The sequence below is a fragment of the Alteromonas sp. CNT1-28 genome, from assembly GCF_022348345.1.
In the GTDB taxonomy this organism is placed as follows: Bacteria; Pseudomonadota; Gammaproteobacteria; order Enterobacterales; family Alteromonadaceae; genus Alteromonas; species Alteromonas macleodii.
The window spans coordinates 1-1,509 of sequence record NZ_JAKREZ010000090.1; the positions used below are offsets into that span (position 1 = coordinate 1).

The window sequence follows — 1,509 nt, forward strand, 5'->3', positions numbered from 1 at the left end:
CACATGTCTAAAGATGTAAATAAGCTACTCGCAGGTCAACTTCTGATTGTTGAAGATGACGCCATTACTTCTGAACTTATATCAAACAACCTCACAGCAATAAAGAAAATCCGTATTGTTGCAAACGGTAAAAGTGCAGTTGAGTTTTGCCAATTGTATAAACCAGATATCATTGTGCTAGATGTTTACTTACCAGACATCAATGGCATTGAGCGCTACCGACTTCGTAAAGAAGCCACTATCTCTCTCAACTCTTCAACAATGACTTCTTAAACACTTGAATACTTCAAAACAATTAGAAACATATCGTGAGTTGATATATGTAGATCAATTGACTGGCGTGTTTAGTCAGTACTATTTTAGTATGCACTATAAAAGTCATGTCGCTTACGCTAATCGCTATAACACCGATGTTGCCATACTGTTGCTGGATGTGGATTTTTTCAAAAAATATGACGACCATTATGGACGCGTGGCGGGAGATTCATGCCTTAGGCAAATCGCCACCATCATCAAATCCTGTGTTGCTCGCCCGCCAGACTTTGTCTGCCGCTATGGTGGTGAAGAGTTTATTATCGCGCTGCCCGGCACAAACCTCGAGGGCGGTGAAACTGTCGCTCAGCGTATCGTTGATTTCGTATTTGCCGAGGGAATTGCTCATGCAGAATCTGATTTTAATAGCGTGACTGTGTCTGTGGGTGTTTCCTCTTTTAAAACAACCAAGGCAAAAGGTCGATGTCAAATTTGCACTTTTCAGCAACGTGCCTAATAGACAGCTTAACGTTTAACCTTTGTTGTAGTTGGTGAGAAATGGCACTTGAAAGTCGAAAAGATGTTCTCGTTTTTGTTGTTGATGATGAAGCCAATTGAACGTGAAGTGATTACCAGTGCTATCAAGGGTCATTATGATGTCATTAGTGCAGCTTCAGCGTGTGAGGCATTGGCGATTGTTAAAGAACATACACCTAACGTCATCACACTCGATATCGAAATGCCCGACATGATCGGGTTTGAGGCTTGCTCCGCGCTAAAAACGTCCCTCACTAACCGATTTGAGTTTTATCTTCATAACGTGTCATGACGATGCTGCACTTGAAAGAAAAGCACTAGCAATTGGTGCTGCGGATTTTATAACAAAACCCATTCACGCTGACATATGTCTTATGCGCGTCAATAATCAGGTTATACTTCAGCAACAAGCCGATGCCGTAAAGCTTGCTCTTGTAGATTAACAAAAATGTATCATACTAATATGCGTGTGCGATAATCCTACCTAGCACCTAGAAACTTCTACGTTAGACACCATTTCATCGCTACATGCAACAGAGTGGTTAATACGCTCAACTTTATTCAACGCACTCAATACTTCATAAGCGGCATTTTCATCAGCATGGACAGTAGCTGAGCCGTAGATATGCTTTGTCATCGCTGCTTCAACGGCATCTGAATTTTCAGAACGAATAATAACAAGTAAACTTGAGGGGCGTTTTCGGGTTAGCAATCAACACC

The 1,509-nt window shown here is 41.6% G+C and carries 4 protein-coding genes; 3 read left to right on the forward strand and 1 reads right to left on the reverse strand.

The features are described 5' to 3' along the window. From MHN02_RS21415 to MHN02_RS21425, 3 genes are all read left to right on the forward strand, one after another. The coding region (locus tag MHN02_RS21415; protein WP_239247965.1) for a response regulator at positions 1 to 273 on the forward strand (273 nt) is incomplete at its 5' end. Positions 274 to 277: 4 nt separating this feature from the next. Then, complete coding sequence (locus MHN02_RS21420) at positions 278 to 769, forward strand: GGDEF domain-containing protein (protein ID WP_239247967.1); 492 nt, start codon at positions 278 to 280, stop codon at positions 767 to 769. 48 nt (positions 770 to 817) lie between these two features. Next, positions 818 to 1,081 (forward strand): response regulator, encoded by a 264-nt coding sequence (locus tag MHN02_RS21425; protein ID WP_239247969.1) that lies wholly within the window; start codon positions 818 to 820, stop codon positions 1,079 to 1,081. Between the two features lie 192 nt (positions 1,082 to 1,273). On the opposite strand, the gene MHN02_RS21430 is transcribed toward MHN02_RS21425, so the two are convergent. Continuing rightward, positions 1,274 to 1,501 (reverse strand): transposase, encoded by a 228-nt coding sequence (locus MHN02_RS21430; RefSeq protein ID WP_239636522.1) that lies wholly within the window; start codon positions 1,499 to 1,501, stop codon positions 1,274 to 1,276. Between the last annotated feature and the right edge of the window lie 8 nt (positions 1,502 to 1,509).